Origin of the sequence: Bacillus methanolicus (assembly GCF_028888695.1) — a bacterium.
In the GTDB taxonomy this organism is placed as follows: domain Bacteria; phylum Bacillota; class Bacilli; order Bacillales; family Cytobacillaceae; genus Bacillus_Z; species Bacillus_Z methanolicus_B.
Genome location: NZ_PNFF01000001.1, coordinates 1,488,219 through 1,515,163, shown reverse-complemented (window position 1 = coordinate 1,515,163; position 26,945 = coordinate 1,488,219). Strand labels below are relative to the sequence as shown.

Sequence of the window (26,945 nt, the reverse complement as noted above, 5' to 3'; positions counted from 1 at the left end):
AGAAAGAAACACTACGCGTTCATCTTCTGTGTTGAAGCAGACAATCCGGCAGGACTTACTTGAAGGAGGAAGTGGTGAATCCCACGGGGGACTTCAAGAGGGTGGAGCAGAAGATGGCACAAATAGAGGGATTCGTTCGCGTGGAGAGGATATCTATGTTGATGGAACTGATTTTGTCACGGGAAAATCTCCTAACGGCATTAAAACGAGTTGAACAGAATAAAGGAAGCCACGGAGTAGATGGTATGCCCGCCCCACCGTGACTGATCGTTTCATTCAACAAGCGATCGCCCAAGTGTTAACGAGAATCTCCGAATCCTCCTGGCAAGGTCTGCTAATCCATTGGGAAGTTTTCGTTTATCAACGATCCAATCACCTAGGGAACTTTTGGCATTATCTCTTTTGCCAAACCAGCCATCATCGAGGACAAATAATTTCATTCCTGCTTCCTTTGCGGCCTTGGCAATTTCAATGATTTTTTCATCTGTGAATTTAAAATAAGTTGCTTCCCAATTATTCACTAAAATCGGGCGGATTAGATCACGGTGCATCCCCCTGAACAAACGTGTGCGATACAATTCGTGATAGGTACGGGACATCCCGCCCAATCCTTCATCAGAATAAACCATAACCACCTCGGGTGTTTGAAAACTTTCTCCCTGCTGCAAAATCCAGCAAAAGTCAAATGGATTAATACCAATGGATGCTCTTGCTGTATGAAATTGATCCACTTCCACTTGAGCTAAAAAATTGCCGCTATAGACAAAGCTGAATCCATAAACTTCCCCATATTCTTCATTTGCATTCTTTCGAAGTAAGGAAAAAAACGGGTTTTGTTGATGGCTGCTGGCACCGCGCCTGCTTTCGATCATTTGATTTCCGGGTACAAGCGGCCTGCGCACTATATTCCTTTCATTCAAATGGGATCCATAAAGAGTTAACAAATCAAATTGATCATCACGAAAATCTACACTTGCATTTAAAATGCGAAGAATTTTCAGCGTTTCTTTTCCTGAATTATGAATGCGAACCGATCTTGTAATTGCATTAAAACCTGTAAATTAATATAACTCGGAGAGAAATCAAAGGATCTTCCAAAATTAGTTCCAATGTCTCTGCTTCACCATTATCCTCTACATAAACAGCCGGCAGCCCTTTAAGCTTAGGTTTTCCTTTATATATAGAATGTGTTTTATAGCGCAAATCTGTAATTGTTGATCCATTTTCCAATTGAATTTGATAGGCGGGCGTTCTAAAATCCGTATTTCCATAGGCAGGATATTCTTGTGGCAATGTATCGAGTGAAAAAGTTAGATCGGAAGGATCCGGGTTTGGGGAAAACCCTCTTTTCACAAAACGGAGAGGGTGGCTGCCATGATAGTTTCCCAGCTTTTTTCCCCAATACAAATGTGCCAAGTATCCATCTCTAATTATTTGCATCACGTAGCTGGTATTTTTTCCTTGTAAATGAAAAATTCCTTCTTTTGAATTAAAATGGATCCCCAACTCCAATCCTCCTAAGTCGAAAATTTAAAACCTTTTATTAGTTCTTATGATGTTAAAAAGTAAATATACTTTAATCTTATGAGCTTGGATTTATTTTCACCTTTCTCTCGGCATAAACTGGGAGAAAAATCAGCAAATTAGTTTTCATTTTTGCTTTCCAAACCCCATGATACTGAAAAAAACGCCGGATGCCTATACTGAGGCTCCGGCGTTTTCCTTTCATCATAATGGCGGCCAATCAAGTTTTCCTTCTTCAAACAACATTTTTAACATATGCTTTGTATATCCCACGGCTTGAGCAAATGTAATATTGGCCGGAACCGGGGCTTCATTGGCATCAACTACAACATCGATGATACATGGCTTGTTCAACTGTACCGCTTTTTGAAAAGCAGGCAGCAATTCGGCGGGGTCTTCAACTCGAATGCCCGCCCCGCCGCATGCTTCGGCATATTGCGCAAAATTGGGGTTATGCAGGTCTGTTTCATACTCAATATTCCCCATTACTTCCTGTTCAAATTTGATCATTGCAATTTTATGGTTGTTTAACACAAGAACGACAATTGGCAAGTCATATTTCACCGCAGTTAAAAAATCATTCATTGTCATTCCAAACCCGCCATCCCCGCAAACTGCAAAGACTTTTTTATCCGGGTAGGCAATCGCACCGGCAATAGCCCCCGGCAGACCGCAGCCAAGGGTTGCCAGCCAGCTGGAAATGATGAATTTTTGATGTGTCATATAAAAGTGCCGGGCCATCCAAACGGTCACATTGCCAACATCCACTGAAAGAATCGCATCACCAGGCACCACCTTTTGCAGCTCATGAATGACGCGCTGAGGCTTAATCGGTACGGAATGATGATCTTCTTGATGCGCAAGCTTATCATGCCAGTCTTTTACTCTTTCCTGGCTTTTTTCTAAAAAATTGCGATTGTGTTTGTACTTTACACGCTCTGAGAGCTAATGCTTAAAAGCAACGGTTTTAGAGGATTTAAAAAAACAGACTGTCGATTTATTATCAGGCATTAACGAACTGAATTCTACAATTATTTTTCATTCCAATAAGATTTCGATTTTGCAACTGATTAAATATTTTAACGGATAGGCTAATGTTGAATTTTCTGAATCCAATTATCTTTATCTGCAAATCAGATTGAACCTCCTAATGATCTGCTGTACTGCGAAAATCAAGAACTTGCCAGTCATTCAAACACACGCAGGATGGAATAACATAACAGAACATTATTAAATGATTTTGCTATCTAATAAAAATTCCTTATTCAAAAAAAGACACCTTAAGGTGCCTTTTACTTAATGATGTTGTTGGCCGTGCTGTTCAGATATTTCAGAGAGAGCTTCTTTAGCCTGATCATCTGTTAATTGTCTGACTGCAAAATCACCGAGAGAAACAATACCCGCAAGCTTATCTCCATCTACAACTGGCAAGCGACGAATTTGATTTTTTGCCATAAGCTGTGCCGCTTCTCTTGTAGAAGTTTCGGGAGTAACAGTAACCAACTGTCTGCTCATAATATCTTCAACTTTTGATGATGGTGGATTTTTTTCCGCAATACATTTTATGACGATATCACGGTCTGTAATCATTCCAACAAGCTTACCGTTATCCACAACCGGAATTGCCCCTACATTCAAGTCTTTCATTTTAACAGCCACTTCATAAACATTGTCTAACAAGGAACATGTTTCGACATCCGTTGTCATAATATCCCGTATCTTATCCATCTGTTTTCCTCCTTTAATCTTTTTTCAATAGTTACCATGTTAACCATCTTGTACATATCCAATACCGGTGTGAGTTACATTTCGTTCAAGAAAATTTTTGCGTCTGACAATAGTATTCATCCGTCTTTAAAAATTACCTCGGCAGAACTTATCCAACACCGATATTTTTATGTACACTTCGAAAAGGAATGTTAAAGTTCCTTTTCATTTATGTAGCATTTCCATAAGTTGGAGAATTATGCGCAATATCCTCGTTTTCTTTTTTGTTGCTTAAAGCAACAGGCTCGAAAAGAAGTGTTTGATGAAATATCAATTATTTTGATTTTTCGTTGACTCAATTGGTTTTGTCAGACAGATAAATCATTTCCAATATTTTTCCCGATTCCAATGATCTTTTTAATCAGCCGTTCATCGATCAGACCTCTTTTTTTATTACCATTATATAAGAACGCAAGTTCCACTTCATAAGAATTGGTGTAGATAAATCAACGTTCAGTGCAATAGTTAATAATAAAACAGCACCAAGTTTTGAGACTCTTTATGAAATTGTGGAGGAATTAAGAAAGAAAAATCATGATATTAAAGATATATGGGTTAAGTAAGAGAAAGGGGAAATATAATTGATGAAAACTACTAGATATTTGTCAAAAAGTTTTTTTCCTAAAGAAGTTAAAGTTGGTGATGTAGTAGTGATTGTTAGAAATAAAATAATAGTAATTAAAGATGAAACTGAGAAACTTCCTAAGGAAATAGAAGATTGATGTAGGAAGTTTAGGAATATTAGCCTCTCTCGAATGAGAAGGGAACTTTTGTAACCGTCAAGTAGAAATGAACACTTTTTTACTTAATAATGCTGAATAAGAGTGAACACTTTTTTCCAGTAGAGACGTGCACTTTATTTGGAGAGGCGGGCATGATAGCTTATGTCGGCTGAGCCAGATGTATTGGTACAGCTGACTTCCTGGCTAATATTCTTGCCTGCAGAGACTCCATGTAAAGTGACAATATGCCTGTACTAACTTCCAGTAAATTGTTCACAACTAATTAGCAAAAAGTGTTCAAAATTATCAAGCGGTTACAACTTTCTTTTAACTTTACTAATTTAAAATGAGCTATAATATTGCATTAACTCTTCAAACTTTGTCCTTTGCCTTCCGAATCGTAAAACATCACAAAGCCGACTAACCTTCTAGCAGGTCGAGCCTTCAAAGCTTCGTCCTCAACATGCTGGAAGCTAAGTCTCGAGCCGCCGCTCAAGGGGTAAAAAACTTTTTGTTTAAAAGCACTTTGTAAGAGCAAAACATTGGTGGAATGACCAAAAATAATTAAAATTATCCTTATATTTTTTTAATATTCCATATAAGCGCATCGACTCCTTTCGAGAAATGAAATATCGGTTTTACTTCATTAAGGTCAAAATGAAAAGGTGAAAAAAGTGTATTTGTACATATTTCTGTCTCTGCTTTTTGCAGCGGCCATGGACGATGATGTATTTCACCGCAATAGATGTTGGCTCCGTTATCGGTACTGTAGAGGCAATATCGTTCTGTAAGCCAATGGTCCAGCGTTCCTTCTTTAGCAAAATAAACTTCTGATAAAGGAACGTATTTTCCATTAAATATTATTGGAGTATTTGTTTTTCCTTTGCGAGTACTTTTGCAATGAAAGGTTTGTCCTTTTTTTTGAAATGAAATTTGTGCAGAATAATAAGGCAAACGAAACCATTTTTTTGCAATTGTATATGTGATCCAGTGCTCGGCATCAAGGGACATGAAATAAACACCGGGTTTCCCATTGCATTGAACATATGTTCTTACGTTGATTTCTGGAAATGGAGGGACTAACGAAACAGATGACAATCCACGAGGATAAATTCCCTCCAAAACAAATAGAACAACACCCAACCACGCATTTCCATTAAAGGTGTCAATTTGTAAGGGAGGAGGAATATGCGGCCGAAGTGTATCAGGTGGTATAGGCCAATGAGCAAACAATAGATTGCTCCATGTTTGTCGCATAATCCATTTTTTTGAAGGTAATGGCCAAGGACGGTGAGTGATATCATTTATTAAGTTCATGAAAATTCCCTCCTTTATTTCCATGCATACCAAGTTAAAGTAAAAAACACTTTTTTTGTTTTGGGCTTTGTCGAATATGATTTTGTATTTTCAGAGAGCGAGCGTCGCAACTTTCATTTCTTCAACCATCGATAGAAATAAAATCATCATTAGCTTTTAGACAAATTTCGACTCCTTCTTAGAGTTTTTTCTCCTGAAGAGATTTTAATACCAATGGGTATTCCTTAGGGCATTTTAAATGCTCAGGCTGAATTTATTAAATCATTGGGTTTATCGATCACTTTATGTTGGCATCATATAGTTACAGTCGTTTCTTCTAACTTTAATCCGATTGCACTCTTGTGGTAGCTTTTACCCTATGAAGATGTGATGGATATCACGTCGAATAACATGTTTTCTTTTTTTAGGGAGATAATGAGAATGGTGAACGGTTTTATTTATGTGATAATGGAGAAGTGAATATGTCGAACATGTTATATTTCTTTATTTTTGTGATGATTGTCATATTATTTATCTTTTTTTTATTCATGCTTGTTGGTTGGCGTTGGTTTATGAAACGGATGGTGAAGCAGATGGGAAAAATCATGTTTACCGACAGCTACCAAGAAAATATTATTGAGCTGATACCAGGTTTTCGGCATATGGGCATTCAAAATGTGCTTGAAAATAACTTGCGTGCAGAATCAGGTGATCTCCTACATCGCCCGCTTGGCTCTTCAAAAAAATGGCCGAATTTTGATCCGATTACATTTATTCCTTCACAGACGACGCCGTTTCCAGTTGATAATGAAGAAGAAGTAGATGTTAAAGTAACAATTGGTCCAAAAGCGAAAAAACCATTGGAAATTAACATTCCGCTTTTGATCAGCGGGATGGCCTATGGGATCGCACTCAGTGAAGAAGTGAGGATTGCTTTGGCCCAAGCAGCTAAAAACACAGGAACAGCGATTAATTCAGGTGAAGGCGGAATATTGCCTGAAGAATTAGACAATGCAGGAAAGTATATTTTACAGTTTTCAAAAACACAATGGTCAAAGGAAGAAGAAGTTATTAAACGTGCCAATATGATTGAAATTAAGCTTGGACAAGGCGCATTAGTCGGGATGGGCGGAAAAATTTCACCAAATAATTTAACAGGCCGTGCTCGTGAAGTGATGGGGCTTAAAGAAAATGAGGATGCAGTGATTTATGAGCATTTTTTTGAAAATCAAACATTAGAAGATATGAAAGAACTAGTTGAGTACCTTCGAAACCTATCAGGAGGTGTTCCAATTGGCGTAAAAATGGGGGCAGGAGGAAAAATTGAAGAAGACATTGATCATTTAATTGATATTGGTGTTGATTTCATTACGATTGACGGCGGGCAAGCGGCCACCCTCGGTGCACCGCCCATTTTATCTGATGACTTTGGAATACCGACATTGCATGGGGTTGTCCGGGCTGTTAATCATCTAGAAAAGAGAAATATGAAAGGACAAGTTAGTTTAATTGTCTCGGGAGGACTTTTTACCCCCGGTCACTTTTTAAAGGTGCTTGCACTCGGCGCAGATGCTGTTGCTTTAGGGTCTGTCATGCTATTTACTGTAGCACATAAACAAATATTAAATGCGCTTCCATTTGAACCACCAACACAAGTTGTTTGGAATGAAGGAAAATTCAAGGATAAATTTAAAGTCGAAGAAGGGGTCAAATCAGCGGAGAACTTCTTAGATTCAAGTACAGAAGAAATTAAAATAGCATTAAGAGCGATGGGGAAACGCTCTTTAAAAGAGCTGTCAAAAAAAGATTTAGTGTCCTATGATTATTTGACCGCACAAATGATCGGAATTCCGTTTTCATTTGAGCCTTGGAAAGACAAACAAAAAGAGAAGTAAGTGACTGTCTATATGAAGTTGTCAGCTAATTTATGAAAAACAGAAGTCCTCAAAATCGCCGGTTTAAAATTCCCAAGAAGGATCGTTAAAATTCCTTCTGGTTTGTTTTTTTGCAAACGTTTTCCTTAACAAATTGCTCAACAATTACAACAAAATGAGCAACAAAATGCACAACAAGCTCAAGGACAAAATGAAACTCAAATAAGCATTTAATTACAGAGCTTTGCACAAAGAGAACAAAATGCTGCTCAACAGTGCAACAAATTCAACAACTTGCTCAACAGTGTGCCCAATAATTACAGCAACAACAGACTTTCTAAAATCAGAGTTAAAAATTTAAGAATGAACACATGTAACTAAAAAAGCTTTTTTGATAAGAAAATCTTAAGTAAGGAAACACTTCTTTTAAATCATAGTGTTAAATTATGATTGAAGGAGGTGTTTCTTTGTAAGTCATTTCTTTCAATTTATTTAATTTTTTAGCAAACATTTATGAAATTTGCCTTTTGTAGTTAAAAATACACCCTACAATTTCTGTATTTGTCCCCAAGTAGTTCCTAATTCTGGGTACTGACACCATAATGCTAGGAAATCCTTCACAAGGATCCCCTATTCTCCACATGGATTTTCTGGAAAAGTTACAACGGTTTAAAAAGGGTTAGTCGATGAAAAAATGAGGCAATTTGCGAAGTACGCCGGCCGGCCAAGGCTTTAAAATGGCTAACCATCTGCCTCATTTTTCCTGTCATCGGTTTCGTGTTCTATCTCAGTACATCAAATCCCGTGCGCATTCGTCGTGAAAGACTGACTTCTCCTCCAAATAAGTCAGATACGTTGCCTGATTCATTCAGTCGCTCAGCCTCGGTCATCGCTCATGCTTTACAGCATATGGACGTGCGTGGGCTTCAGGTTGGACAAGAACAGGTGCTTACGAACGGGATTAAAACATATGAGAAACTTATCGAATCATTACAGAACGCGAAAGAAACTATTGATATGGAATATTACATATTCCGAGATGACCAAATTGGTAGACGGATTACGGATCTGCTAATCGAACGGTCCGCGTCCGGTGTTCGGGTTCGCTTTGTGAGAGACGGTTGGGGGAGTAGAAAATTTCCGCGTCGTGAAATCATCCGGATGATGGATGCAGGAATTGAATGCCGGACAATATTTCCATTGCGGTTCCCTTGGGTAACATCCAATTGGAATTATAGGGATCATTGTAAGATCGTCGTGATTGACGGAAAAGAAGCTTTTACAGGTGGTATCAACGTTGGGTACGAGTATACTGGATTAAAGCCAGACGTCGGCTTCTGGCGAGATACACATGTGCGAATTGAAGGCAAAGCTTCAGTCGATTTGCAAGCTATCTTCGATGTTCATTGGAATATCGCTTCGCCGGAACGAGCTAAGATGTGGAAACGCTGGAACACCAAAACTGAAGATAAGATATCGCAGAAAATCGCTCCATCTGATAGGGCCTTCTTTTCTAGATGGTCAACAGAAATTGGTGCTGAGTTGACTACCTTTGATGGTACCAGAGCTGACACTGTCCCAAATACAGAGGCGTTGCAGAAAGCGTACGTGCAGACGTTTGAAGGAAACCCTGGAATTCCTACTCCAGTCATCCGGCAGGCCTACTTTACTTGCCTGACACATGCCACCCAGACGATTGACATCACCACCCCCTACTTTGTGCCAGAAGCAGACATCATCATGGCACTAAAGACGGCCGTGGCACGCGGTGTACGTGTAAGATTGCTGGTTCCACGCCATCCGGATCAAAAAATCGTGGGTCTTGCAAGCCGTACCTACTATGGAGAACTGGTGGAAGCCGGGATTCATATCTACCAGTACGACAAAGGGATCTTGCACGCAAAGGTGATGATCATCGATGGGGAGATAGCTGAAGTAGGCGCAGCCAACTATGATATGAGAAGTTTTCGCCTGAATTATGAGGTATGTGAAATCTTTTACAGTACCGACGCGGCACGGGAACTCACGGAGCAATTCGAACAGGATCTCACTGATTCTGTACCATTGCGCATCGAAGATTTGCTTAAGCGCTCCCGTTCAGAGCGCATTTTCGATCAAGCAGCGCGTCTGCTTTCTCCGTTGTTGTAGCTTATAACATATTATCCTGCCTTAGATCAATATGGGGATCGTTTTTCCCTTGTTGAACTAGGCAGGATAGTTTAAGAAAATAAACGCTAAGGGTTCCCTTGGCGTTTATTCGTTATGAAGGCTGACGCATTTCTTTGAGCTAATGAAGCTAAGTTTCCTCGGCATCTTATAAACCGAAAAAGCATATACCTCAATATAATTCCAATCAGTATTCCGATGAGTAATGGCAACATTGGTAACCAAATTGGTCCGAGCGAAGACCCGTTATAATGTCTGGTAGGCAAGAGGGGAGAATTATGTATAAAAAAACTTTCTGTTTTGAAGCTCCTAAAGATAATGCACCTGGTATATGGGATTTGTCCTCTTCGCTGGCCAGCTTTTGGATACTCTCATTATACTAAGGGGTTATTTTTTTGTTCAAACCTCATTTTTCTTCATTATAGGAATGCTACCTCGTTAGCTCATAAGAAATTCTAACAGGCAGTTCTTTGTTTTGTTGAACCGGACAAAGTAGCAAGACTGGTTTGCATTTTTTAAAAACAATGATATAAGCACAAGAAACGATATAGGTAAATACATATTCTTTATAGCAAAAAAAAAGAAATGAGGACTGTTTTTATGAATTTAGAAGTACAGGCTATGCCTCAACAAAGCGATATAACAAATTCAGATGAACGAATTATAAGGAGACCATTTTTCATTAGACCATTCTTTGTAAGACCATTTTTTTGGAGACCTCCTATTTTCTGGAGACCTCCATTTTTCTGGAGGCCCTATTTTGGAAATCCCTTTCTAGCAGGAGTATTGGGTGGAGTATTGGGCGGACTATTGGTTAGTACGTTAGTCGGTCCATATAGATATGTTTACTGGTATCCACATCCTCCATATCCATATTACCTACCATACCCTATTTATTAATTTTTATATAAAGCATCCTTAGGGTGCTTTTTTGTTTGGTGTGCCCAACATGGGTCCATATATTTTATAATTTTCCTTTAGGCTGTGAATTTTCTTATAAAACAAGCTGCCTTTATGGCCTGCCTTCGTTTGTGTTTTAACTTTTGATAGTTTCAATAAAGAAGCCAAGGAATTTTAAGTAGTTCTTAGCATCGTTCTAATTTGTTGAAAGGTTGGTTATTTTTCGTTTTTGCTTTCCTTTAAAGGTAAGTAAATATCGAAGCAAGTATTTCGCCTGAAGCATTAATGTCCTTGTGCTCGTCTTTATATACCTACATACTCAATTCATGTTTTTTGCAAAATAAAAGTGCAGAATGTTGCAGAGAATTGGGCCTAGCCCAACTTTACATGGAGAGGCGGGCATGATAGCCTTGTTGGGCAAAGCCAGCCCTTGATACTGCTGGCTTCTTGGCTTAGTAGTCATGCCCGCAGAAGCTCCATGTCAAGTTGCAATTTTCTGCATTCCCCGTTGCACAACTCTGCATTTTTCAATTGCACAAAACAATATCTTGTACGTTTTAGTTTTTTGATAATAATTTTTGCATGTTTGATCCAAATGGTGGGCTTCCCATAATAAAATGATTAAAACCATTTATAGAGATTCAGTATTGAAATTACAAAATGAAGTAAGGTACCAGAATATCTATAATTCCCTGGATTAGTCCCTTTATTTGGATTGGGTAATGAAAATTGCACCTTATGTATTCAAAAAACAAATTGCATTTTAATCAAAAAAATTACCTGTTCCAAATCCTATCAAGATTTAATGGAACATATACTTTGTCTCCATGAATTTGCCTATGGATAATAGGATTCAAAAAATATCGGTCTAGATCATTCGATTCCTTCTTATGCCTGGCTCTTACATTAACTCCTAAAATTTTTTTAATATTCTCCTCAGTCATTGATTTTCTGCCTCCTATATTTATTGAGAACTTATTTTTATAAAGTGTTACGTCTGGTTCTTGTTTTTATTTTTCGAAAATTCGATTTAAGATATACGGTTTTTTTGAGTGCATTACAAATTGAAACAACCATTACCCTTTTAAAATAGGGGTCACTTTATCAATGGCTTCTTGTAATTTTTTACTATTTTTCCTATACATTTGCTTGACTTCTTTTAATTCAGTTCCAAGAGCAAACTTCTCTAAGTCCGCTTGACACTTTTTCAAAGTCGAAAGAATTAAAGATCTTTCTTGAGGGGATGCGACTTGAAGCTTATCATGAAAAAGGTCAACCATTAATTCTCCATATGAATTTATTTGTCCTAGAAACACATTTTCAATGGTTACTCCTAGTTTTTCTAATTGAGTGTGTAACCAAGCCCGACTTCGTCCAATCGTGGCAAGTGGTTCATCCAATATTTCGCCATCCATAATAACGGTCTGAGGTTCCTTGACCGAAGCAACCGTCAAGTTTATATCCTTTGCTGTTAAAGGTTGATTTTCTTTCTTTAACATGACGGATAAATCTCCAGTTGGCTCTAACAACGCAAACTCCACATCAGACACCTGAAAAACGTCTTTTTTGCGAAGCAATTCTAATAATTCATCTGTTGAGTATCTTTCCCTCTTTAAATTATCTTCCATAATTTTCCCGTCTTTGATGAATACAGTTCCTTTGCCTTCCACAAAATCACGAAACTTTTTACTTTTTAAAGAAATGAAGCTAACCATATAAGGTATGGCTGCCATGACGACAATGGCTAATCCACCTATGAAAATACTATGTTTTACTTCAAGAATAACGATTGCTGCTATCCCACCTATCGTTATACCTGTTACATATTCGAAAAAGGAAAGTTGGGATAGCTGTTTTTTACCTAGAAATTTCGTGATAAAAAACAGAACGATCATAAACAGAATTACTCGAAAAACAACATCTAGCCAAATAGGCATTAATGGATCCTCCCATCTTAAAATCCTTTGTACTGAAATTCCTCTCGTTCTAATTCCCCAACCCGTTTTTTTAAATCTGTCACCACTTCATGTATGACCATCATGGTTTCATGCAGCGTACGTTTCGATTTATGGTCCTGGGTCCGTAAGGCTAAACTAGATAAAGAAGCTTCAACACCTTTTAGGCTGGCAAGTGACTGTTTTAAATCTGATCCAATAGTCATTCATTATTCTCCTTATCCTTTTGGTTTAAAAATTAAGGCTCCCAACATACCAAAAACAATAGCAGCTGAGATACCGGAACTTGTAACTTCAAACATCCCTGTCAGTACTCCGACTAAGCCATGTTTTTCAGCTTCTTGCATTGCCCCATGTACAAGTGAGTTCCCAAAACTAGTAATAGGTACTGTAGCACCTGCCCCGGCAAAATCAATCAGAGGTTCATATAACCCAAAGCCATCTAGGAGGGCACCAATTACTACGAGGGCACTTAATGTATGTCCGGGTGTCAATTTAAACACATCAAACATAATTTGTCCGAAGACACAAATCAAACCACCAATAACAAAAGCCCAAAAATAGATCATGTTATTGCTCACCTCCGTATTCAATCGAAACCGCATGGGCAATACAAGGAATGGTTTCATTTTGCTGATAGGACAGAGGTGATAATAAAGCACCTGTCGCTACTACTAACATTCGGTTAAATTCACCTTTTTTCATACGGTTTAATAAATGACCATAGACCACTGTAGCAGAACACCCTGCGCCGCTGCCTCCTGCTAGAATCGGCTGTCCTTCCCGGTAAATCATCAGACCACAATCCTGGTATTGTTCTTCACTGATAGGAATTCCATGCTTTTTAAATAAATCGAAGGAAACTTCTTGTCCAATCCGGCCAAGGTCTCCGGTTACGATTAAATCATAATAAGCTGGATCAACGTTTCGTTCGGTTAAGTGTGCTTCAATGGTATCAACCGCAGCTGGCGCCATAGCTCCTCCCATATTAAATGGATCGGTCATCCCCATATCAATGACACGTCCTATCGTGGCAGAAGTGACCCGCGGCCCTTCCCCAGAGTTACTTAATAAAGCCGCACCAGCACCCGTAACGGTCCATTGTGCGGTAGGAGGCTTTTGTCCTCCATATTCAGTTGGATAACGGAATTGTTTCTCAACAGCTGTATCATGACTGGAAGCCCCTGTCAGCAAATATTTAGCTCCATTCGTGTTAATGATATAGGCGCCTAAAGCTAAGCCTTCCATCGAGGTTGAACAGGCTCCAAATAAACCAAAATAGGGCGCGCCAATAGTTCGGCTCGCGAAACTTGTTGGGGTAATTTGGTTAATTAAATCTCCTGCAAGGATAAATTGAACCTGTTCTTTTTGGATTCCTCCTTTTTCCATGGCTCTTTGACAAGCTTCTTCAAAAAGAATCTGATGGGCTTTTTCATAGGAATCCTGTCCTAACCATAAATCGGAATGAAGAACATCAAAATCTTCTGCGATAGCTCCATTTGCTTCAAAAGGTCCTCCAACGGTACCAGTGGAAATAATCACGGGTTTTTGTTCAAAGATCCATGTACGGTGACCTGCCAGCATCATAAACCACCCCACTGTATCAAAACCGTTTTGATCGTTGCAATCACAAACGCGGAAAAGACACCAAACAAAATCACGGAACCAGCTAATTTGAAGATATTACCGCCTACACCTAACACAAATCCTTCTGTTCGATGTTCAATGGCAGCTGATATGACTGCGTTACCAAATCCGGTAACTGGAACTGCAGAACCCGCCCCACCAAATTGGGCAATTCGATCATAAACACCAAAACCAGTAAGAAGCATAGCGATAAAAATTAACGTTCCGACTGTTGGATTTCCAGCTGTTTGATCTGTGAAATCAAAATAATAAATATAAAAATTTTGAATAAGCTGACCGATAAGACAAATAAATCCTCCCGTTAAAAAAGCTTTTATGCAATTTTTAACGACTGGTCTTTTTATTTCTCTTTGTTTTTGAAAACTTTGATATTCTTGTTGAACTGGCGTTAATTGTTTCTTTTGATTATTTGCCATCGAACTTCCCTTCCTCCTCTTTACGTTTGTTCCTTCATGAGACTTTTAATTTTATTGAAATCCTTTTTTAAGTTCTTCATATTTAGGTTATCTTTTTGTAATTTTTGTTCTAATTGGTCAAGTTCCAAATACATTTTTGAATCAGTTGATACGAAGACTTTATGATCCGGAAACATTTTTTCTACGTCGGATTTTACTTTCTTTTCGATTTTTTTTAATCGAAAACGGTCAAAATTCTCGACTTTTATCGCTACAAATAGCTCTTTATCTGTATTAACAGCTTTAACATCCGATATTTCTTTCTTTTTAATAACTTTTTCTTTTGCTTGATTAGCAACTGATTGATTGATCGGCTTGCTCGTATGTACTTGTGAAATACTCAAATCATTATTATTATCACCCAATTGATTTTGATTTTCGTTACATCCTGAGCTCAATCCGATAACAGTTAGTACTAAAATTAATTTGGATATTTTGTCTTTCATAAAATCACCTCGGTTATCCTTAATTGATGATGTAAAAGGTTGGTTGACAATCAACCAACCTTTTATCTTTTCAATTATTGTTGTTTGTATTGAGGTTCTTCTTGTTCAATTTGTTGAATGCGTGGTTCAAGGTTATCTATAATGGATTGGGTTTGTTTAGCAGCATCTTGGTAAAGTTGCTTCGCTTGTTGATTCTCTGTACCAAGAGCAAATGTTTCAAAGCTAGCCTGCGCACTTTTTAAACTTGCTAAAGCTGTCTTTACGTCCTTTATTACTGTCATTTTAAATTCTTCCTTTCCAAATTAATTTTACAAAAAATAATATTTCTCTTTTTAACGTGTTTATTTATGGTAATTAAAGGTATATTTAGTTTTAAATGGTTGTTTATTTATGGTAATTTAGAGGGTATTTAAATTTTTTAAGCGATTCACCAAAAAGGAGGCGTTCACATTTTTAGATGAACAAATACTGATCATTTAATTTACGTAGTAATTCAGTGCTGGTATCCAGCACATTTTGCAGATAGTGGTGACACGTAGAAAAGAAAAAATATGATGTAATGCCGGCACAGATTGTTTCAGAACGTGTAGATTCAGAAACTTTAGAAAGATTTTCTTGTGAAGGTTTATAGATAGGGGATGGTATTCGGGAACTTGGAGATAATGATAAATACTAATTTAATAAAAGTTATTTCCTATAATTCAATAACCGTCTTTAACGGAATATAATTTTTGAATAGATAAAAAGCACCACATTCTATCAGTGGTGCTTCTCTCATCCATAAATTATTTCGCAAAAACGTGATTACCGATTGTCAACATTACGTTACGTGAAAGAACCCATAAACTTGTAATTTTATCCGGATTGTAAAAATATACTGATCCATTTCCTAGTTCGCGGAAATCCAGTGCTTCATTCACCGCACGGAAAGATTCTGCATCTGCAGGTTCGTTAATTGTTCCATTTTGCACAGGGGTAAATGCATAGCTTCCGCCAGATACTTCATAAATTACGTCCCTGATTGTGTTTGGGAAGTCAGGATGATCCACGCGATTTAACACAACAGTAGCAACGGTCACTTTCCCTGCATACGGCTCGCCTTTTGCTTCCGCATGAACAAGACGTGCCAACAAGTCTTTTTCATAAGGAGTAATAGACTCTGGGATTACAAGTCTTTCACCGATGCGTAATTCATTCGTAGATTTATTGTTCACTTTTTTCAATTCTAATATAGAAACCCCATATTTTTACTAGTTTTTGCTTGAATAATAGATTTACATAAAAGAGGTTAATGATTTTGAAGTTAGAGATTAGGTGGTGGATAAAAATCTTGATTCATCACCACATTTTGTGATTTAACCAATAAAAATGAAAACACTCACAGATTCCTGGCAATAATGTTAGCGCCTACTTAACATAACAGGAGGTTCTGTAAGTGTTTTCTGTATCACTAGATTTGCCAGAATTTGAAGTTGTTAAACAAGTATTTCTTGAAGATTGCAATCTGTTACATGTTGAGAAAAATACGATGGAAGAACGTTGTACTTTTTGCGGCTTTTTTACCAGTAATGTCCACGACTGGCGGACAAGAAAAGTTCGTGATCTATCTATATTAGGCAAACCCCTTTTCTTATTTGTCAGAGTGAACAGATACCGTTGTCACAACTGTAATGAGGTATTTTCCCAAACATTTGAATCGATTAGCCCTAAAAAACATCAGACCAATCGATACAGAGAATATCTGTATCAAATGTGTAGAAATGGAGAAAGAATTAAATCATACCATCCATACTAATCGTTTAACTTTAGAACAAAAAGCGAATTTAGGTTCTATTGAACGATTACCCAAAGACCATCGATTGAGTAAGTGGGTAGAATTGGCTCTATAAAGAAACTTTAATAAAAAGTCTCATCACCATATTCTGTGATGTTCACACAATTCCGGAAATAAGTTAGCAAGATTGATACTCAATCTAGAGTAGCTCCTTCGTCAGCTTGCAGACCACTAAGTTGGTAGAATGGAAGCGGTCAAGTGCTTTCCTTGACGGCTTCCATTCTACCAACTACAATGCGGAAAGCTGATGGAGGGCAAGGTTAAGCAACCTGATTTTTATAAGTTTTACCTGTACATTCCAAAAATACACGTAGCCGAAATCTTTCAAGGTTTCTGAAGCCAAAAGCACGTCTTTTGATGTTCTTAATCTTATGGTTTGTACCTTCAATCCGGCCATTCGTAAAAGGTGTAAGAAAATATTGTAAAATTTGTGCCTTCCAATTTTCTATCGTCTTGGCAACTTGATGAAATGAAGGAAATGGGCTGCTCCATGCGAGTTGAATCCATTCTTCTAAGAGTGAATCAGCTGTATCATAGTCATTCACTTGGTATATTTCTCTAAAGAGTTCTTTTAGAAAATAGGCATATGACAATTCTGAATGCTCTTTGAGCATCTCGTCTAATTGTTGTTTTTCATTAGCCGTTAACTTTTCAGAACCTTTCAAGAGTTTAAACCGTCCCTTTTTTAGTCCAGGAGTTTTCTTTCTAACTTGGTCAAGTGCATGTGTCACCTTTTGCACCACATGATATTTATCAATGACGATACAGGCCTCTGGGAATATAGATTTAACAGCTTTATGAAAGGGATCCCACATATCCATGACAACGGTTTGAACACACTTATTAGCCAGGATCTCCTTGGAGAGTAAGGTTAGAGTAGAATCATAACTACGTTGATGTTCCATACCAAGAACACTGCCGGATTGGGCATCCATTAGAACGGTTTCATATCGGTGACCCTTTCGAACAGCGATCTCATCAAGGCTAAGGACTAGTTCATTGTTTTCTAAAGCACTATCAAGATGTTCTAAATGCTCCATTTCTTTTTCTTTAGCGATGGAATAAAAAATTCTTTCTACTGTCGTATAAGGAACTTTTTCCTTTCGACTTACTTCTTGAATAGTAGAGCAAATGCACATTTGATACAGATATTCTCTGTATCGATTGGTCTGATGCTTATTAGGACTGATAGATTCAAATGTTTGTGAAAATACCTCATTACAGTTGTGACAACGGTATCTATGCACTCTGACTAATAAGAAAAGGGGCTTACCTAATACGGACAAGTCACGAACCTTTCTTGTCCGCCAGTCGTGGACATTACTGGTAAAAAAGCCGCAAAAAGTACAACGTTCTTCCATCGTATTTTTCTCAACATGTAACAGATTGCAATCTTCAAGAAATACTTGTTTAACAACTTCAAATTCTGGCAAATCTAGTGATACGGAAAACACTTTTGAACCTCCTGTTATGTTAAGTCACGCTAACATTATTGCCAGGAATTCGTGAGTGTTTTCCTTATTTTTTGGGTTAAATCACAAAATGTGGTGATGAATCATTAATTTTAACTTATTTAAAAAATGGGACAGCCCCAAGTATGAAGGTGTGAATTGCTTCCTATTTGTGGGCTGTTTTTTATGTGGAAATTAAAATACATAATTTTGTTGATTAAAAAATGAGCAGGAGTGGAAGATGGCTATGACTAAAGCTAAAAATTTTCAAAAAATGAGTCTTGGATCTTCCTATTAATTTTTTATTGTAGCTTTTTGGATAGTTTAATAAATATTGTGTTCTTGAAACTACTAACTTATGATATGAAAATTTTTAAATTGTATAAATTGCAATCATTATGATATTATTTTCTTAATTGTTAACTAAATTATATAAAAGGTTAACAAAAATAACCGGGAGTGAAAAACACATATGACAGTAGAAATGCTAAGTTATGATGAACTGGTCGAAAAAAATAAGCGATATTTGTGGCACCCTTTTACACAGATGAAAGAGTACATAGAAGACGATCCCGTCATCATTGCCAGTGGGAATGGTCGGAAGCTTCGCGATGTCAAAGGTAACGAGTATTGGGATGGTGTATCTTCTATTTGGCTCAATGTACATGGTCACCGTGTACCTGAGTTAGATCAGGCAATCAGGGATCAATTGGATGAAATCGCCCATTCTACTCTGCTTGGAATGGCAAATATACCAGCCATTCTTCTTGCAGAGAAACTCATTCAACTGATGCCACCAGGTTTATCTAAAGTATTTTACTCTGATTCTGGAGCAACCGCCGTAGAAATAGCCATTAAGATGGCCTTTCAATATTGGCAGCATAAAGGAAAACCAGAAAAACGCCGCTTTATCACAATGAAGGAAGCCTATCATGGTGATACCATTGGTGCAGTATCTGTTGGAGCGATTGATATCTATCATAAGGCTTATTCCAGTCTCCTTTTCAACTCGATAAAAGTTCCTTATCCATATGTATACCGTTCTCCGATTGTAGGAGATGAACATGAGCAAACAAAATTTTTCTTAGCAAAACTAGAAAAAACACTTCAAACTCATGATCACGAAGTAGCAGCACTGATCATCGAACCGATCGTTCAAGGAGCCAGTGGAATTATTGTTATGCCTCAAGGGTACTTGAGTGGTGTGCGTGAGCTTTGTTCGAAATACAATGTTTTGATGATCGCCGATGAAGTCGCAACAGGGTTCGGACGGACAGGACGCTTATTTGCTTGCAATCATGAGGGGGTAACTCCTGATATTTTGACAGCAGGGAAAGGTCTTACAGGCGGTTATCTTCCGGTTGCCATTACAGTGACAACGGATGATATTTATGAAGCTTTTCTTGGGGACCATGAAGAGCTAAAGACATTTTTTCACGGCCATAGCTATACTGGAAACCAACTAGGTTGTGCAGTAGCTATTGCGAACATTAATTTAATAGAAAAAAAGAATCTCATTCACGAAGTAGAACGGAAATCTCAATATATTGCTAATCGCTTACATGAATTCCGTCAACTATATCATGTGGGAGATATTCGACAAAAAGGATTTATGATTGGACTTGAGCTTGTCGTTGACCGCAATACGAAGGAGACTTATAAATGGTCAGAGCGGATAGGAGTCAAAGTGTGTAGGAGAGCTAGAGAGTTAGGTATGCTCATTCGACCGCTTGGAAACGTTGTTGTCTTTATGCCACCACTTGCTTCAACAATAGAGGAATTAGACTCCATGTTGGGTATTCTCTATCAATCGATCCAAGAGGTTACGGAAAGATGATTTTCGTTCAAGGACTATAACTAATTAAAGAAAAGGAACTTTACATGCAACTACGAACATCGTAACCGATGGAATGTTTTCGATGGATGGAGATCATTAATGGTGAACAGTTAAAGGAGGCACGGAACAAATGAAAGGATTTTTTATTACCGCTACTGATACCGGAGTGGGTAAGACGATCGTAGCTGGAGGATTAGCTGGTGTTTTTCGAAAGCAAGGATATAATTTTGGGGTTTACAAACCGGTTCAAAGCGGACATCTTGTCCATCATCCAGAAGGTGATGCAGCACGACTCAAAAAACTTTCTGATGTCGATGACCCCTTGGAACACATTTGTCCTTATGCTGTAGAAGAACCACTCACTCCTATATTAGCGCTGAGGCGCACCGGAAAACAGGTTACTTTACAGGATCTTCAAGATGGATATCTTCGACTAAAGGAGAAGCATGAATTCATGATTGTCGAGGGCGCGGGTGGCCTTGCTGTTCCCTATGTTGCAGATGGATTGGTAGTGGATGCAGCAACGATGTTCCAGCTTCCACTGATTATCGTGGCAAGACCGAATCTAGGTACGGTTAATCATACGATTTTGACCATCGAATACGCCAAACAGCGCGGATTACAGGTAGCGGGAGTTATTCTGTCTGGGTATCGAGATGAAATAGCAGGAGTTGCTGAGAAAACCAACCCTTCTATCATCTATTCTTATACTGGTATCCCAATTTTGGGTATTATACCATGGATCGAAGAGTTAGACCGGCGTGAAATTGTTTTATCTGTACTTGAAGAATCTGTTCAATGGAACCAACTTCAAATAATATGATTCAAAGAAAAGAGGGAAATCTATAAAAGGATCAAAGGAGTTAAATGTGGGTTCGTATTGTTGCTTCTTGCCGTCGCCCAATCACCTGGATGCGACTTCCATTCCATGATAATTTGTAAAAAAATGATTACTGAAGTACAAGCAATCTGTATGATTTGAACAGATATTTTTTTATAAAGAAATAAATAGTTGTTGTGATCGATTTTTATCTGTCAAGACTTGAATAGAAACACAAAGTCAGCCAAGCGCTTTTTCAAAAAAGCCTTGGCTGCTTTTTATGTTTGTAAACAAAGAAAAATTGCCTGCAGGCTAGTTATATTCATAATGGTTTGACTGTCTGAGTCTTTTTGCACTTGTACTAATTATTTTGCACTTAAAACCCAAAAACATAGTGTGAATTTAAATTCTCCATTTAAGTTTGGGTTTGTCTTTTTCTCCTACATTTCTAAGAATCTTATCCTTATCTTAGGATGGACATGGCTTTTTCCATGTTCAGTTTCTGAATTGTAACGGGATTTTTCGTCAATAATTCTAGATTCGTGATGGTGAAGCGACTGGGCGCCCTTTACAAAAAATATACTACTTTATTCCTTTGATTGACTTTCATTTTATCTTCGCAAAGCAAAAGGTTAATCACCGGACTGATAGTTTATAAAAGATTGTCGGTTACAACAACTATAAATCTAATTCTATGTGGAGGTTTCTTTTGAATGAACTTAAGAAAAAAGATTGTCTCAATGTTTTTAATATGATATGATAATTTATTATGTTAACCAAATATAAATTAAGGTTAACATATTAGTGGGTAAGGGGTGAGAAGATGCGTTTGTGGGAGGAACAATTGAAAATAGAGTTGCTACATTTAGAGAAAAAAACACAAAGACGGCGCTTACATTCCATCGATTTCTTGAATGACTCATTCATCATTATGAATGGTCGAAAGCTTCTCAATCTTTCGTCAAACAATTATCTTGGATTAGCTGGTGACAAGCGGCTCATTGAAGCAAGTATACATGCAACAAATAAATACGGCGCAAGCTCGACGGCATCCCGATTAATTGTTGGCAACTATTCCCTGTATGAACATGTAGAAACAGAACTAGCAAGGTGGAAAGGAACAGAATCAGCACTTATTTTCAACAGCGGATATACCGCCAACTTAGGCATTATTTCTGCTCTTGTCGGTCGCAACGACCTCGTATTTAGTGATAAATGGAACCATGCAAGCATCAATGATGGAATCATTTTAAGCCGGGCGGAAATGAAGCGTTATCTACATAACGATCTCGATCATTTAGAAGCTCTTTTGAAAAAAGCTCCACAACATAAGCGGAAACTTATTGTAACAGATAGCGTCTTCAGCATGGATGGCGATATCGCTCCATTGAAAGGGCTTGTTGAACTCAAAGAAAAGTATGGGGCGATTTTAATGGTTGATGAGGCTCACAGCATCGGTGTTTTCGGAGAAGGAGGAAAAGGGCTTGTTCATGATATAGGTCTACAAGAACAAGTGGACGTACATGTGGGGACATTCAGTAAATCACTTGGTTCTTTCGGTGCATACGTGACTGGAAAACAGTGGCTTCTTGATTATTTTGTTAATAAAATGAGGAGCTTCATTTTTACAACGGCATTACCGCCCGCTGTATTAGGCTCGATTCAAGCTGCGATTCACATCGTCCAACAAGAGTCAGCACTCCGTAAACAGCTTCACAACTATAGTAAATATTTTCGTACAAAACTTAGTGGCCTCGGTTTTAACATTGGCACAAGTATGACACAAATTGTGCCAGTTATTATCGGTTCCAATGAGTTAACGGTGCAATTTAGTGAACGACTGCAGGAGAGAGGAATTGCGGCTGTTTCTATTCGGCCGCCAACGGTTCCAAAAGGGACGGCAAGAATACGTTTTTCTCTCATGGCGACATTATCAAAGGATAAACTTGACTGGGCGATTAACGAAATCGCTGCAATTGGTCAAGAGATGAGGATTATTTCATGAACAAGCAAAAGCATATCGTCTTTATTCCTGGCTGGGGAATGAGAGGAACGATTTGGTCGTCGCTTTCCGAACGGCTGAAAAAATCTTTTTCTATTTATTATGTTGAATGGGATGGAGTTGAAACGATTGCAGATTTTAAACAAAAGGCAGTTCAACTCGTAGAAGAAAATAGGCTTTCTACTTTCATTCCAATTGGCTGGTCGCTCGGTGCACTCATCACATTAGAGCTTGCCATTTCTATTCCAGAGAAAATCGATCGTCTTGTTCTTGTTAGCGGAACGAGCCGATTTATAAAAGGAGATGGTTATGACGCAGGCTGGGAACGGCGGGTAGTTGAACGAATGAAGAGGCAATTGGTGCGAAATTGCAAACAAACACTTTCTTCTTTTTTTGCTTCACTTTTTTGTGAAGAGGAACAAGATAAAGTATTAGATTTTGATCAGCACTTTCACAACACAGAACTCCAAGAACTGCTTGTTGGGCTCGATTATTTAATGACAGCTGATGTTCGTTTCGCATTGCATGAAATCAGTGCACCACTTTTACTGATTCACGGTGAGGAAGACACAATCTGTCCACCGGCCGCTTCGCACTATATAGTTGAACAAACACATGACAATGCGATTTTGAAATTATTGCCAAAAACCGCACATGTTCCGTTTTTAACAAAAACAGATGAATGCTCCAGGCTGATTGAATCGTTTGCAGGAGGAAGAGGATGATTGATAAACAATTGCTGCAAAAAAGATTTAGTGCAAATGCAAAAACGTATGACCAATTCGCTAACGTTCAGAAAAAAATGGCAGATCGCTTATTGAAACAGTTGGTGATGAAAAGAAATGATTCATCTCCACTACATATTCTTGAAATTGGTTGTGGGACAGGCTACCTTACCGCCAAACTATCCCGTCATTTTAAAAATGCAACCATCACCGCCGTTGACTTGGCACCGGGAATGATTGAAATCGCCAAACAGCGAATCTCTGAAGAGCGGATTCACTTCCTTTGTGGCGATATCGAGGAGATGGAGCTATATGACCGTTACGATCTCATTATCTCTAATGCTACTTTTCAATGGCTAAATCATTTTGAGTCGACCCTTTTTCGCCTTAGTTCCATTTTAAAGAGAGACGGAATGATTCTTTTTTCTACCTTTGGCTGCGGCACATTCCATGAACTTCACACTTCTTTTCAACGAGCAATGCAAAAGTTACAACTTGACACAAACGTTCGCATCAGCCAGCCCTTTTACGCATTAGAGGACTTGCTGGAACTGTGTGAGCGCTCCGTCCAACCGGTTCACCCATTCTCAACTATTTTCGGAACAGAAATGATCGAAATAGAACGATTTCATTCAGTCAAAGACTTTATCACCTCTCTGCGAAAAATAGGAGCAACAAATAGCAATGCAGGTCCATACTTCCAACGCCCCTCTGTCCTTAAAGAAATGATGAACATATATGAGCAAGATTTTCAAGAAAGAGGCCATATTATTGCAACATATCATTGTTTGTTCATAGGAATCGAATGCTAGGTTAGCTGATGTATTAATAAAAAGAATTTTTTAGAAGTCTCTTAATATAATATTTTCCCTTTGAAGTAGATTCTTGTAATATTTTTAAGAAAATCCAAGGAGAATAAGTAGTAAAACGCGAAGGAAATTTTAGAAGAGAATTTTTTTAAGGAGCTGCATGCAATGATTAGTACGTTCACAATGTTGGGCATGGTGATTCAACTTCTTATTTCACTGGTTATAAAGGTGAATCGGCTACACTTAACTGGACAAAAAAATTAAGGTCAGGTAGACTAACCATCCAATCTGGGTATACTGCTAATCAAGCATAAGAGATCCCATACCAGCAACTTTACTAGGAGAGGCGGGTATGCTAGCCTGTTTGGCAAGCCAGATGTTTTCATCATCTGGTTTCCTGGCTGGGAAAGCATGCCCGTAGAGGCTCCTTGTCAAGTTGCGGTGTTTACCCTCTAAATTTGGAAGTCTACTTCATCTCATTCAGTTAATGGAGGTGCACCGATATAACAAGAGTTAGAAGAACATTTACTCATGAATTTAAAGCTCAAATGGTCAAACTATATGAAAGTGGTAAGCCTAGAAAAGACATTATAAGTGAATACAATTTAACGCCTTCGGCATTAGACAAATGGGTGAAACAGAGCCAAACATCTGGTTCATTTAAAGAGAAGGACAACCGAACACCTGAAAAAGAAGAACTGATCAAGCTTCGTAAAGAAAATCAGCGTTTACTGATGGAGAATGATATTTTAAAGCAAGCTGCGCTGATACTAGGACGAAAGTAAATGTGATTAAAAATAATCGTCACAAATACTCGATATCAGCAATGTGCGACGTCCTACAACTCCCAAGAAGTACCTATTATTATGAAGCAAAAGAACAATCTAAATCAGATGATGAACTTACTGTTACCATAATCGATATTTTTCATAAAAGCCGCCAGAACTATGGCACTCGTAAGATAAAACATGAGTTGAAAAAACTCGGTAAAATTGCATCCAGAAGACGTATTGGCCGAATCATGAAAGAAAATGGGCTAGTATCAAAATATACAGTTGCCCAGTTTAAGCCACATGTGGATAAATGTAATGAATCTAAAGTTGAAAATGTGTTGAATAGGGAATTTGATCAACAAAAAGAATTGACAGTTGTAGTCAGCGACTTAACATACGTGAGAGTGGAAAAAAGCTGGCATTATATCTGTTTATTTGTCGATCTTTATAATCGAGAAATTGTTGGACATAGTGCGGGTCCTAATAAAGATGCTGGACTAGTCTACCAAGCGTTATCAATGATTAAAGCTGATTTAAGACAAATTCAATTATTTCACACAGACCGAGGAAACGAGTTTAAAAACAAGACAATCGATGAAGCTTTAGAAACATTCGAGATTAAACGGTCGTTAAGCATGAAAGGTTGCCCATATGATAACGCAGTAGCCGAAGCCACATTTAAAATTATTAAGACAGAATTTGTAAAAGGAAAATATTTTGAAAGTTTAGAGCAATTAAAATTGGAATTAGATGATTATGTACATTGGTTTAATCATATAAGAATTCACGGAACACTCGGGTATTTAAGCCCTATTGAATACAAAAAGGAACACCTTAAAAAAATTGTCTAGTTTAGTGTTGACATACCATACCTGTTTCTGATAACATATGTAATGTTCCTTTTTTAGAAATGATTCTGTTTCTTTTTGTATGGTGGTCTTAGTCCATATACCTTGCGACGCTCTAAAATAGTGAACAGTTGTTTTTTTGTTTCAAATGTAACAACAGGTGAATGAAGAACAGCGTAATAAATATTTTTGCATTCTCCCCAGTATTTCGGTGCATTTGGTATATACCAGACTTTCCTAAAAAAATTGATAACTTCAAGGGCTTGTTCTTCGGAAACGGGATGATATCGTAATCGTTTAGCCCATCTACTAATGGATATTGCCCAGTAAATCTGTAATGGTAAGAGTAATAATATTAGAGTAAAAATAGTAGTGATGATTAATTCTGAAAGAAAATACATAAAAACCCTCCTATTTTATATCTAACTCGAAAAAAAGCGAATGAATTCGATAAAGACTATTGAAACAATAAAAAGAAGTGCATAAAACACTCCTTTTAAACTTAAGAAATAATGGTGTGATTTTCGTTAATTTTTAACCTTAAATATAAATTTATCACCATTATCCTTAATAAGATTGTTGTAATAAATAATTTCAGAGACTTTTTCGCCTTTAGGAATAGTCAAATAGATTCTTCCTTCGTTTTTTCCGTTCGGTCTTAAATTTGTCGGTTTATATGTAACTTTATCTCCCCCAATAACTGGAAAGGAACTAATCTCCATCCCTTTATCATTAAATACCGAAAAAGATGAAGCAGTAACAGTAAATTCATTAGTTTCTGTTTTTCCGATATTTTCAACAGATAAGTCCAAGCCGACAAAATCATTTTGTTCATTCGTTATTTGATCAGGAGAAATATTGCTTTCTATTTTAACATTATCAACTTTTAATTTAATTTCTTGCTCGATTTCCCCATTCCAGTTTCTAAATTCAACCTTAAATTCCTTTCCGAATTTCACATTCGTTTCCTTCGGTTCATCTGTTTGCTGATTTTGATTGCTGTCTTTAACTGCAGTTGTACTACTTTCGTTGCAGCCTGTTAACAAGAAACCAACAATCAATGCAGTAACAAAGATTTTTTTCATACAACCAAC

At 37.7% G+C, this 26,945-nt stretch carries 26 protein-coding genes and 4 pseudogenes; 14 read left to right on the top strand and 16 right to left on the bottom strand.

Annotation, left to right across the window (positions count from 1 at the left end):
* Positions 1 to 28 precede the first annotated feature (28 nt).
* Together C0966_RS07515 and C0966_RS18580 are read left to right on the top strand one after the other, a co-directional pair.
* Positions 29 to 214 (top strand): hypothetical protein, encoded by a 186-nt coding sequence (locus C0966_RS07515; RefSeq protein ID WP_003347276.1) that lies wholly within the window; start codon positions 29 to 31, stop codon positions 212 to 214.
* Positions 156 to 325, top strand: a pseudogene (locus tag C0966_RS18580) (group II intron reverse transcriptase/maturase); the annotation flags it as partial. The gene C0966_RS07515 and the pseudogene C0966_RS18580, both read left to right, overlap by 59 nt.
* Here C0966_RS18580 and C0966_RS07510 read toward each other — a convergent pair.
* The 3 genes and pseudogenes from C0966_RS07510 to C0966_RS07500 form a co-directional block, all read right to left on the bottom strand.
* Positions 291 to 1,506: pseudogene (locus C0966_RS07510) on the bottom strand (glycoside hydrolase family 36 N-terminal domain-containing protein); the annotation flags it as partial. The pseudogenes C0966_RS18580 and C0966_RS07510 sit on opposite strands and share 35 nt — an antisense overlap.
* A gap of 222 nt (positions 1,507 to 1,728) precedes the next feature.
* Positions 1,729 to 2,436 (bottom strand): annotated as a pseudogene (locus C0966_RS07505) (thiamine pyrophosphate-dependent enzyme); the annotation flags it as partial.
* A gap of 384 nt (positions 2,437 to 2,820) precedes the next feature.
* On the bottom strand, positions 2,821 to 3,252 hold the full coding sequence (locus tag C0966_RS07500; RefSeq protein ID WP_274854655.1) for a CBS domain-containing protein: 432 nt from the start codon (positions 3,250 to 3,252) through the stop codon (positions 2,821 to 2,823).
* 464 nt (positions 3,253 to 3,716) lie between these two features.
* Here C0966_RS07500 and C0966_RS18575 point away from each other — a divergent pair, with 464 nt between their 5' ends.
* Both C0966_RS18575 and C0966_RS07495 read left to right on the top strand, forming a co-directional pair.
* Positions 3,717 to 3,854, top strand: a complete 138-nt coding sequence (locus tag C0966_RS18575; RefSeq protein ID WP_342456733.1) for a helix-turn-helix transcriptional regulator — start codon at positions 3,717 to 3,719, stop codon at positions 3,852 to 3,854.
* 21 nt (positions 3,855 to 3,875) lie between these two features.
* On the top strand, positions 3,876 to 4,013 hold the full coding sequence (locus tag C0966_RS07495) for a DUF3006 domain-containing protein (protein ID WP_274854654.1): 138 nt from the start codon (positions 3,876 to 3,878) through the stop codon (positions 4,011 to 4,013).
* Positions 4,014 to 4,589: 576 nt separating this feature from the next.
* On the opposite strand, the gene C0966_RS07490 is transcribed toward C0966_RS07495, so the two are convergent.
* Entirely contained in the window at positions 4,590 to 5,330 is a 741-nt protein-coding gene (locus C0966_RS07490) for a YqjF family protein (protein WP_274854653.1), read from the bottom strand.
* Between the two features lie 461 nt (positions 5,331 to 5,791).
* Between C0966_RS07490 and C0966_RS07485 the strand changes: the two genes are divergently transcribed.
* The 3 genes from C0966_RS07485 to C0966_RS07475 all read left to right on the top strand — a co-directional run bounded on the left by C0966_RS07485 (position 5,792) and on the right by C0966_RS07475 (position 10,249).
* Positions 5,792 to 7,204 carry an FMN-binding glutamate synthase family protein gene (locus tag C0966_RS07485; RefSeq protein WP_274854651.1) on the top strand — a complete coding sequence of 471 codons (1,413 nt, stop codon included), beginning with the start codon at positions 5,792 to 5,794 and terminating at the stop codon, positions 7,202 to 7,204.
* Between the two features lie 681 nt (positions 7,205 to 7,885).
* A complete protein-coding gene (locus tag C0966_RS07480; RefSeq protein ID WP_342456732.1) occupies positions 7,886 to 9,331 on the top strand; it encodes a phospholipase D-like domain-containing protein in 1,446 nt (481 codons plus the stop codon).
* Between the two features lie 618 nt (positions 9,332 to 9,949).
* The gene (locus tag C0966_RS07475) at positions 9,950 to 10,249 is read left to right on the top strand and encodes a spore coat protein (protein WP_274854649.1); all 300 of its coding nucleotides are present in this window, start codon (positions 9,950 to 9,952) and stop codon (positions 10,247 to 10,249) included.
* Positions 10,250 to 11,025: 776 nt separating this feature from the next.
* Here the strand turns inward: C0966_RS07475 and C0966_RS07470 are convergent.
* From C0966_RS07470 to C0966_RS07430, 9 genes and pseudogenes are all read right to left on the bottom strand, one after another.
* Positions 11,026 to 11,193, bottom strand: a complete 168-nt coding sequence (locus C0966_RS07470) for a hypothetical protein (RefSeq protein ID WP_274854648.1) — start codon at positions 11,191 to 11,193, stop codon at positions 11,026 to 11,028.
* 132 nt (positions 11,194 to 11,325) lie between these two features.
* Positions 11,326 to 12,186, bottom strand: coding sequence for a DUF421 domain-containing protein (locus C0966_RS07465; RefSeq protein WP_274854647.1), 861 nt, complete (start codon positions 12,184 to 12,186; stop codon positions 11,326 to 11,328).
* A gap of 17 nt (positions 12,187 to 12,203) precedes the next feature.
* On the bottom strand, positions 12,204 to 12,410 hold the full coding sequence (locus C0966_RS07460; protein WP_274854646.1) for a DUF1657 domain-containing protein: 207 nt from the start codon (positions 12,408 to 12,410) through the stop codon (positions 12,204 to 12,206).
* A 12-nt stretch (positions 12,411 to 12,422) separates the two neighbouring features.
* Positions 12,423 to 12,773 (bottom strand): stage V sporulation protein AE, encoded by a 351-nt coding sequence (spoVAE, locus tag C0966_RS07455; RefSeq protein WP_274854645.1) that lies wholly within the window; start codon positions 12,771 to 12,773, stop codon positions 12,423 to 12,425.
* 1 nt (position 12,774) lies between these two features.
* On the bottom strand, positions 12,775 to 13,788 hold the full coding sequence (gene spoVAD / locus C0966_RS07450) for a stage V sporulation protein AD (RefSeq protein ID WP_274854643.1): 1,014 nt from the start codon (positions 13,786 to 13,788) through the stop codon (positions 12,775 to 12,777).
* A complete protein-coding gene (gene spoVAC / locus C0966_RS07445) occupies positions 13,788 to 14,267 on the bottom strand; it encodes a stage V sporulation protein AC (protein WP_274854641.1) in 480 nt (159 codons plus the stop codon). The genes spoVAD and spoVAC overlap by 1 nt, the downstream gene beginning before the upstream one ends.
* 20 nt (positions 14,268 to 14,287) lie before the next feature.
* A complete protein-coding gene (locus C0966_RS07440) occupies positions 14,288 to 14,752 on the bottom strand; it encodes a YhcN/YlaJ family sporulation lipoprotein (protein WP_274854639.1) in 465 nt (154 codons plus the stop codon).
* A gap of 74 nt (positions 14,753 to 14,826) precedes the next feature.
* A complete protein-coding gene (locus C0966_RS07435; RefSeq protein ID WP_274854637.1) occupies positions 14,827 to 15,033 on the bottom strand; it encodes a DUF1657 domain-containing protein in 207 nt (68 codons plus the stop codon).
* A 504-nt stretch (positions 15,034 to 15,537) separates the two neighbouring features.
* A pseudogene (locus C0966_RS07430) lies at positions 15,538 to 15,975 on the bottom strand (cell wall hydrolase); the annotation flags it as partial.
* A 212-nt stretch (positions 15,976 to 16,187) separates the two neighbouring features.
* Here C0966_RS07430 and C0966_RS07425 point away from each other — a divergent pair.
* Complete coding sequence (locus C0966_RS07425) at positions 16,188 to 16,547, top strand: transposase family protein (protein ID WP_274854636.1); 360 nt, start codon at positions 16,188 to 16,190, stop codon at positions 16,545 to 16,547.
* 299 nt (positions 16,548 to 16,846) lie between these two features.
* On the opposite strand, the gene C0966_RS07420 is transcribed toward C0966_RS07425, so the two are convergent.
* Entirely contained in the window at positions 16,847 to 18,040 is a 1,194-nt protein-coding gene (locus tag C0966_RS07420) for an ISL3 family transposase (protein ID WP_274854635.1), read from the bottom strand.
* A 469-nt stretch (positions 18,041 to 18,509) separates the two neighbouring features.
* Between C0966_RS07420 and bioA the strand changes: the two genes are divergently transcribed.
* The 6 genes from bioA to C0966_RS07390 all read left to right on the top strand — a co-directional run bounded on the left by bioA (position 18,510) and on the right by C0966_RS07390 (position 25,854).
* Positions 18,510 to 19,874, top strand: a complete 1,365-nt coding sequence (gene bioA / locus C0966_RS07415; RefSeq protein WP_274854632.1) for an adenosylmethionine--8-amino-7-oxononanoate transaminase — start codon at positions 18,510 to 18,512, stop codon at positions 19,872 to 19,874.
* Between the two features lie 130 nt (positions 19,875 to 20,004).
* On the top strand, positions 20,005 to 20,697 hold the full coding sequence (bioD, locus tag C0966_RS07410; protein ID WP_274854630.1) for a dethiobiotin synthase: 693 nt from the start codon (positions 20,005 to 20,007) through the stop codon (positions 20,695 to 20,697).
* 820 nt (positions 20,698 to 21,517) lie between these two features.
* Complete coding sequence (gene bioF, locus C0966_RS07405) at positions 21,518 to 22,699, top strand: 8-amino-7-oxononanoate synthase (RefSeq protein ID WP_274854627.1); 1,182 nt, start codon at positions 21,518 to 21,520, stop codon at positions 22,697 to 22,699.
* Positions 22,696 to 23,421: an alpha/beta fold hydrolase gene (locus C0966_RS07400; protein ID WP_274854626.1), complete on the top strand. Its 726-nt coding sequence runs from the start codon at positions 22,696 to 22,698 to the stop codon at positions 23,419 to 23,421. Before bioF ends, C0966_RS07400 begins: the two co-directional genes overlap by 4 nt.
* Positions 23,418 to 24,233 carry a malonyl-ACP O-methyltransferase BioC gene (gene bioC / locus C0966_RS07395; protein WP_274854624.1) on the top strand — a complete coding sequence of 272 codons (816 nt, stop codon included), beginning with the start codon at positions 23,418 to 23,420 and terminating at the stop codon, positions 24,231 to 24,233. Before C0966_RS07400 ends, bioC begins: the two co-directional genes overlap by 4 nt.
* 545 nt (positions 24,234 to 24,778) lie before the next feature.
* Positions 24,779 to 25,854, top strand: a protein-coding gene (locus tag C0966_RS07390) for an IS3 family transposase (RefSeq protein WP_274854622.1) whose coding sequence is annotated in 2 segments (ribosomal slippage) — positions 24,779 to 24,980 and positions 24,980 to 25,854 — 1,077 coding nt in all. Because the reading frame shifts where the segments join, the coding sequence is not laid out codon by codon here.
* 53 nt (positions 25,855 to 25,907) lie between these two features.
* Here the strand turns inward: C0966_RS07390 and C0966_RS07385 are convergent.
* Positions 25,908 to 26,252 carry a hypothetical protein gene (locus C0966_RS07385; RefSeq protein ID WP_274854620.1) on the bottom strand — a complete coding sequence of 115 codons (345 nt, stop codon included), beginning with the start codon at positions 26,250 to 26,252 and terminating at the stop codon, positions 25,908 to 25,910.
* Positions 26,253 to 26,378: 126 nt separating this feature from the next.
* Complete coding sequence (locus tag C0966_RS07380) at positions 26,379 to 26,936, bottom strand: DUF4352 domain-containing protein (RefSeq protein ID WP_274854617.1); 558 nt, start codon at positions 26,934 to 26,936, stop codon at positions 26,379 to 26,381.
* Positions 26,937 to 26,945 lie beyond the last annotated feature (9 nt).

What these genes read in the sequence shown, in the direction of transcription:
- C0966_RS07500 (WP_274854655.1), bottom strand. Translation starts at nt 3,252, where the DNA reads ATGGATAAGATACGGGATATTATGACAACGGATGTCGAAACATGTTCC.
- C0966_RS07495 (WP_274854654.1), top strand. Translation starts at nt 3,876, where the DNA reads ATGAAAACTACTAGATATTTGTCAAAAAGTTTTTTTCCTAAAGAAGTT.
- C0966_RS07490 (WP_274854653.1), bottom strand. Translation starts at nt 5,330, where the DNA reads ATGAACTTAATAAATGATATCACTCACCGTCCTTGGCCATTACCTTCA.
- C0966_RS07485 (WP_274854651.1), top strand. Translation starts at nt 5,792, where the DNA reads ATGTCGAACATGTTATATTTCTTTATTTTTGTGATGATTGTCATATTA.
- C0966_RS07475 (WP_274854649.1), top strand. Translation starts at nt 9,950, where the DNA reads ATGAATTTAGAAGTACAGGCTATGCCTCAACAAAGCGATATAACAAAT.
- C0966_RS07470 (WP_274854648.1), bottom strand. Translation starts at nt 11,193, where the DNA reads ATGACTGAGGAGAATATTAAAAAAATTTTAGGAGTTAATGTAAGAGCC.
- C0966_RS07465 (WP_274854647.1), bottom strand. Translation starts at nt 12,186, where the DNA reads ATGCCTATTTGGCTAGATGTTGTTTTTCGAGTAATTCTGTTTATGATC.
- C0966_RS07460 (WP_274854646.1), bottom strand. Translation starts at nt 12,410, where the DNA reads ATGACTATTGGATCAGATTTAAAACAGTCACTTGCCAGCCTAAAAGGT.
- spoVAE (WP_274854645.1), bottom strand. Translation starts at nt 12,773, where the DNA reads ATGATCTATTTTTGGGCTTTTGTTATTGGTGGTTTGATTTGTGTCTTC.
- spoVAD (WP_274854643.1), bottom strand. Translation starts at nt 13,788, where the DNA reads ATGCTGGCAGGTCACCGTACATGGATCTTTGAACAAAAACCCGTGATT.
- spoVAC (WP_274854641.1), bottom strand. Translation starts at nt 14,267, where the DNA reads ATGGCAAATAATCAAAAGAAACAATTAACGCCAGTTCAACAAGAATAT.
- C0966_RS07440 (WP_274854639.1), bottom strand. Translation starts at nt 14,752, where the DNA reads ATGAAAGACAAAATATCCAAATTAATTTTAGTACTAACTGTTATCGGA.
- C0966_RS07435 (WP_274854637.1), bottom strand. Translation starts at nt 15,033, where the DNA reads ATGACAGTAATAAAGGACGTAAAGACAGCTTTAGCAAGTTTAAAAAGT.
- bioA (WP_274854632.1), top strand. Translation starts at nt 18,510, where the DNA reads ATGACAGTAGAAATGCTAAGTTATGATGAACTGGTCGAAAAAAATAAG.
- bioD (WP_274854630.1), top strand. Translation starts at nt 20,005, where the DNA reads ATGAAAGGATTTTTTATTACCGCTACTGATACCGGAGTGGGTAAGACG.
- bioF (WP_274854627.1), top strand. Translation starts at nt 21,518, where the DNA reads ATGCGTTTGTGGGAGGAACAATTGAAAATAGAGTTGCTACATTTAGAG.
- C0966_RS07400 (WP_274854626.1), top strand. Translation starts at nt 22,696, where the DNA reads ATGAACAAGCAAAAGCATATCGTCTTTATTCCTGGCTGGGGAATGAGA.
- bioC (WP_274854624.1), top strand. Translation starts at nt 23,418, where the DNA reads ATGATTGATAAACAATTGCTGCAAAAAAGATTTAGTGCAAATGCAAAA.
- C0966_RS07385 (WP_274854620.1), bottom strand. Translation starts at nt 26,252, where the DNA reads ATGTATTTTCTTTCAGAATTAATCATCACTACTATTTTTACTCTAATA.
- C0966_RS07380 (WP_274854617.1), bottom strand. Translation starts at nt 26,936, where the DNA reads ATGAAAAAAATCTTTGTTACTGCATTGATTGTTGGTTTCTTGTTAACA.